General features: G+C 53.9%; 5 protein-coding genes and 1 pseudogene. All 6 read left to right on the top strand.

Translation table 11 applies throughout. The features are described from left to right. The 6 genes and pseudogenes from AUK29_01370 to AUK29_01345 all read left to right on the top strand — a co-directional run bounded on the left by AUK29_01370 (position 1) and on the right by AUK29_01345 (position 5047). A pseudogene (locus AUK29_01370) lies at positions 1–506 on the top strand (hypothetical protein). 89 nt (positions 507–595) lie between these two features. Next, positions 596–1252, top strand: a complete 657-nt coding sequence (locus tag AUK29_01365) for a riboflavin synthase subunit alpha (GenBank protein ID OIP66173.1) — start codon at positions 596–598, stop codon at positions 1250–1252. A 278-nt stretch (positions 1253–1530) separates the two neighbouring features. Beyond that, the gene (locus tag AUK29_01360) at positions 1531–2742 is read left to right on the top strand and encodes a bifunctional 3,4-dihydroxy-2-butanone 4-phosphate synthase/GTP cyclohydrolase II (protein ID OIP66172.1); all 1212 of its coding nucleotides are present in this window, start codon (positions 1531–1533) and stop codon (positions 2740–2742) included. Positions 2743–2868: 126 nt separating this feature from the next. Next, positions 2869–3339 (top strand): 6,7-dimethyl-8-ribityllumazine synthase, encoded by a 471-nt coding sequence (locus AUK29_01355; GenBank protein ID OIP66171.1) that lies wholly within the window; start codon positions 2869–2871, stop codon positions 3337–3339. 274 nt (positions 3340–3613) lie between these two features. Next, the gene (locus AUK29_01350) at positions 3614–4048 is read left to right on the top strand and encodes a transcription antitermination factor NusB (protein OIP66170.1); all 435 of its coding nucleotides are present in this window, start codon (positions 3614–3616) and stop codon (positions 4046–4048) included. A gap of 273 nt (positions 4049–4321) precedes the next feature. Continuing rightward, positions 4322–5047 carry a hypothetical protein gene (locus tag AUK29_01345; protein OIP66174.1) on the top strand — a complete coding sequence of 242 codons (726 nt, stop codon included), beginning with the start codon at positions 4322–4324 and terminating at the stop codon, positions 5045–5047. The last annotated feature ends 372 nt before the right edge of the window (positions 5048–5419 follow it).

Here is a 5419-nt window from a genome sequence, read left to right as displayed (position 1 = left end):
GAATCATCCTGGATACCCACTTGAGGACCCCGCTCGATGCCCGGGTGATTGTAAATGATTCCCCTGCCAAGACCTTCATCTTTGCAGGAGGGGACGTGGCCAGGGAGAGGATTAAGGCCTATCAGGAACGAAACGTCACGGTCCTGGTCGCGAAAAAGGGGATGCACAGGATCGAGTTCGTCCAGATCCTGGAAGACCTCGGAGTGATGGAGGTCAGCAGTCTCATGATCGAAGGAGGGGCCGAGGTCCATGCCTCGGCGCTCAAGTCCGGGATTGTTGACCGCGTGGTCTTCTTCGTGGCGCCGAAGATCATCGGCGGAGGGGGAAGCAGGGAGTCCGTCGGGAACCTGGGCGTGGAACGCATCCGGGATGCCGTGCAGATTGAGCATATCCATGTCGAACAGGTCGGTGAGGACGTGATGATTGAGGGAGATGTGATCAAGCCCGACGGTCTGACCAACCCGATCTATGCGCAAGGCCGATCCGCGGAACCGAGAACGGTTTGAGATAGAATGAATCCCCCTCATCCTCGCCTTCTCCCTCAAGGGGAGAAGGGATCGGAGGCAAGAGGTGTAACGGGGTAAAAAGGAATCGGATGTTTACGGGAATCATTGAAGAGATCGGTAAGGTGCGTTCCCTGAAAAAGGCTGGAGAGAGCGCCCAAATGTCCGTAGAGGCGAGAACCATTCTCGAAGATATACACGAGGGTGACAGCATCTGTGTAAGCGGGGCCTGTCTGACCGTGGTCGCTTACGATGCAAACGCTTTTACCCTGGACGTCTCACCGGAGACACTAAGCGCCACCACACTCGGCGAACTCAAACCCGGGGATGCGGTCAACCTCGAGCGCGCGATAAAAGCCGGAGGACGCTTCGGGGGACACATGGTGAGCGGGCACGTGGACGGGGTAGGGACCCTGATCCGAAAAACAGCGCAGGGAAACGCACAGGTACTGACCTTTTCGGCGCCGGGAGAGATTCTTTCGACCTCGGTACCCAAGGGTTCCATGGCCGTGGACGGGGTCAGTCTCACGATCAACGAAATCGGGGGAGAGTCCTTCTCGGTAAGCATCATTCCGCATACGGCCCGAATGACCACGCTCGGCGTCAGGGGAATCGGAAGCCGCGTAAACCTGGAGGCGGACCTGATCGGAAAATATGTCCGGCGCATCCTCAATCAACGTGATGAAGGCGAAAAATCCGCACACGGAAAGATCGACCTGGGGTTTCTTTCGGAGCACGGGTTTGCATGATGGGAGCGAAGCAATTCCAAAAGAGTGGGTGAAAACATCAGGGGTCAAGGGGCCAAGGATTCCAGGGTTCAAGTGAAGTGATCAAAACATAAGGGGCCGAGGATCTTAGGATTCAAGGGTTTTAGTGATTTGCTCTGTAGATTTTGCTTGCATTTAAGTATTCCACTTGAACCCTTGACCCCTTGACTCCTATGACCCTATGGCTCTTCAGTCCTCAAACCCTTTTTACCCACTATGTGGGAGAAGAACCATAATTCATAAACAATACGAGGTTAGATATGAAAAAAGAAATATCCACCATCGAAGAGGCCATTGAGGATATCCGTCAGGGGAAAATCGTCATCCTGGTTGACGATGAAGACCGGGAGAACGAAGGGGACCTGACCATGGCCGCGGAGAAGGTGACCCCGGAGGCCGTCAACTTCATGGCCAAGTACGGCCGCGGGCTGATCTGCCTTTCCCTGACTCCGGAGAAGGTCAAGAGCCTGGACCTTCCTTTGATGACCAGGGAGAATGAGTCGGCCTTTGGAACGGCCTTTACGGTTTCCATCGAGGCGAGAAGGGGCGTAACCACGGGGATCTCTGCGGCCGACCGGGCGACCACGATCCTTACCGCCGTCCATCCGGATGCCAAGGCTAATGATTTGGTGCGGCCGGGACACATCTTCCCTCTCAGGGCCAGGGAGGGGGGGGTTCTGCAGAGGGCCGGTCAGACCGAGGGATCCGTGGACCTGGCTCGGCTTGCCGGTCTTACACCGGCCGGGGTGATATGCGAGATCATGAACGAAGACGGCACCATGGCCCGCCTTCCTGAACTTGTCAAGTTTGCAAAGATGCACGGTCTGAAAGTCGTGACCATCCGGGACCTGATTGCCTATCGCCTGCAAAACGAATCCCTGGTCCGCCGCTCGGCCGAGGCCGTCATCCCCTCGTTGTTCGGCGGTGAGTTCAAGGTGATCGTCTATGAAAACGACATCGACCATAAGGAACATCTGGCCCTGGTCAAGGGAGAGATTCATCCGGACGAAGAAATCCTGGTACGTGTCCATTCCGAGTGCCTGACCGGCGACGTCTTCGGCTCCAAACGGTGTGACTGCGGGGATCAGCTTCAAACCGCCATGGGCCTCATCGCAAAACAAGGGAAGGGGGTCATCCTCTATATGAGGCAGGAGGGGAGGGGGATCGGCCTTGCCAACAAGATCAAGGCCTATGCCCTGCAGGATCAGGGGCTGGATACCGTGGAGGCCAATGAGAAGCTCGGGTTCAAACCCGATCTCAGGGACTACGGGATCGGCGCCCAGATCCTTGTGGAGCTTGGGGTGCGAAAGATCAGGCTCTTGACCAACAATCCCAGGAAGATTATCGGGCTTCAGGGATACGGCCTGGAGGTGGTCGAACGGGTTCCCATAGAGACGGCCACCCGGAGCTGCAACCTGAGGTATCTCAAGACCAAAAAGGAAAAAATGGGACATTTCCTGAATCATATATAAAAACAGGGTCCAAGGGGTCAAGGATTCCAGGGGTCAAGTGAAATGCTCTTTAGAAACCCAAGGGTCCAAGGGGTCAAGGGGCCTGGGGTCCAAGTGAAAAGCATTTTAATAACTTAAGGAGGAGACATGCCGAAGATGATTGAAGGTGAATTGCAAGCCAAGGGTCTTAAATTCGCGATCGTGGTGAGCCGTTTCAATGACTTCATCACGTCCCGACTACTGGAAGGGGCCATGGACGCGCTGAAGCGGCACGGCGCCTTGGACAAGGACGTTGCGATCGTCAAGGTGCCGGGCGCTTTTGAGATTCCTTTCGCGGCCAGGATGCTGACTGCAAAGGGAGGGTACGACGGCGTGATCTGCCTCGGTGCGGTTATCCGGGGGGCGACGCCGCATTTCGATTATATCAGCGCCGAGGTCACCAAGGGGATCGCTTCTCTCGCCATGCAGTCCGCCATCCCCGTCATGTACGGGGTGCTGACCACGGATACCATCGAGCAGGCCATCGAGCGGGCCGGCGCCAAGGCCGGAAACAAGGGGGCCGAGGCGGCGCTCGGCGCCATCGAGATGGTCAATCTCTTCCGCCAGTTGGGGAAGTAGACTCCGTTAAAAAGAGTAGGTGAAAACATCAGGGGTCAAGGGGCCAAGGATTCAAGGGGTCGAGTGAAGTGCTAAAAACATCAGGGGTCAAGGGTCATAGGGTTACGCTTCACGTGTCCCGCTTTTCTCTATTTTTGTCGTTAGATCCCGGCATCTCCTTGAATCTATATTTCACTTGAATCCTTGACCCCTTGAACCCTCGACCCCTTTTTACCCACTAAATGGGCGAAGAACCAAAAGAATAGACAGGTATCTCCAACCGAGTGGAAGGATTATGGGCAAGAGACGAAAGAGCAGGGCGCTGACCCTTCAGCTCCTTTATCAATATGAAATCCGCAAGGAGCCTCCCATGGAACTGCTTAAAGAGTTCTGGAAGGGACAGAAAAGCCTGGACAAGGATATTCGATCCTTTGCCGAGTCCATCTTCATCGGCACCGTGGAACAGATCGAAAAGATCGACCTGCTGATCTCAGAGCTTTCGCTCCATTGGAAACTTTCCCGCATTTCGATGGTCGACAAGAACATCCTACGTCTCGCAATCTATGAGATCTGTTTCCGGGAAGACATTCCGGAAAAGGTCACGATTGATGAGGCCATTGAGCTGGCCAGGCAGTACAGCGGGGATGACGCAGGCTCCTTTATCAACGGGATTCTGGACAAGGTGCTGAAAGAAAAGGAACGGTACATGGAAAAATATTCACTCATTTAAATCTACAGTCGGTAACCTCCGGCAAAGCCGGAGGCTTGACGTTTTCTGGCCCCTCAAAGGGGCCTACTCGTAAGCGGTTAAAAACACCCTACTCGGAGTCCCCTTCCATCAAGGGAGGGAAAGCCCACTAACAGTTCCCTCGCCCCTTGTGGGAGAGGGTAAGGGTGAGGGGGATAACCGGCAGCGCATATAGGACCGTTGTTCTTCAGTCGTCAATCAATGGGATCGTCATCCAAAAGAGATAAGGCGGCAAAACATTTTCAGGTAAACATTGTGCGTATCGCCATTTTCTCCGATGTCCACAGCAATCTTGAGGCGCTGAACGCTGTTCTAACCGAGATCCGGAAACAGAAACCGGACCGTGTCTTCTTCCTGGGGGATGCGGTGGGATACGGGCCCGACCCCAACGAATGCATGGAGAAGATCTTCGAGGTCTCGGACATGATCGTGGCCGGGAATCACGACCATGCCGCGGTCGGCCTCACCGACATCGATCAGTTTAATCCCCTGGCCGCAGAGGCCATTCTCTGGACCCGGTCGGCGCTGACCTCGGAGAACCGTGACAGGCTCCTTTCCCTTCCGATGACGGAACGTGAAAAGGATCTTTTTCTTGTCCATGCATCTCCGGACCGGCCTCAGGAGTGGTCATACATCTCTTCCATGCCGGATGCGGCATATCACTTTGATTTCTTTGAAGGAAAGATTTGCCTGGTCGGCCATACGCACCGGCCGGCAGCCTATTTTTGCGATGGGAATCAATTCGGAGAAATCCAAGAATCCGTGTTGACAATAGAGGAGAAGATTCGTTATATTGTCAACGTCGGAAGTGTCGGACAGCCCAGGGACAGGAATCCGGATGCCGTCTATGTCCTCTACGATACTGAGGAAGAAAAAATTTCGTTTGTACGGGTAAAATATAATTTCCGGATCACCCAGGATAAGATGAGGGCGCACCATCTGCCCTCTTTTTTAATTGAACGCCTCGAATACGGAATTTAGAGCGGATGAAAACATTAGGGGTCAAGTGAAATGCTTTTCAAAAACTTGAGGGTTCGAGGGGTCAAGGGGCCTAGGGTCCGAGTGAAAAGCTTAGCAAGAAACTGATGGGTTAACAGATCAAGAACCCTGGGGGTAGGTGAGATGATAGAAGATACCTAAATTAAAAAAAACCACTTGAACCCTTGAATCCTTGAACCCTGGAACCCTTGATACTTCTTACGTCATAAAAGAATAAAAAGGCATGCATCATGATCGAACGGTATACAAGACCTGAGATGGCCCGGATCTGGGACCTTCAAAACAAGTATGGAAAATGGCTTGAGGTGGAGATCCTGGCCTGCGAGGCCCATGCAAAAAAGGGGAGGATACCCA

This window comes from Nitrospirae bacterium CG2_30_53_67 (assembly GCA_001873285.1).
Lineage (GTDB): Bacteria > CG2-30-53-67 > CG2-30-53-67 > CG2-30-53-67 > CG2-30-53-67 > CG2-30-53-67.
The sequence above is the reverse complement of the archived record's forward strand: the minus strand, read 5'-3'. Positions and strand labels throughout refer to the sequence as shown.

Bases quoted from the DNA above. Each gene is read 5' to 3' on its own strand.
- AUK29_01360 (OIP66172.1), top strand. From the start codon at position 1,531: ATGAAAAAAGAAATATCCACCATCGAAGAGGCCATTGAGGATATCCGT.
- AUK29_01355 (OIP66171.1), top strand. From the start codon at position 2,869: ATGCCGAAGATGATTGAAGGTGAATTGCAAGCCAAGGGTCTTAAATTC.
- AUK29_01365 (OIP66173.1), top strand. From the start codon at position 596: ATGTTTACGGGAATCATTGAAGAGATCGGTAAGGTGCGTTCCCTGAAA.
- AUK29_01350 (OIP66170.1), top strand. From the start codon at position 3,614: ATGGGCAAGAGACGAAAGAGCAGGGCGCTGACCCTTCAGCTCCTTTAT.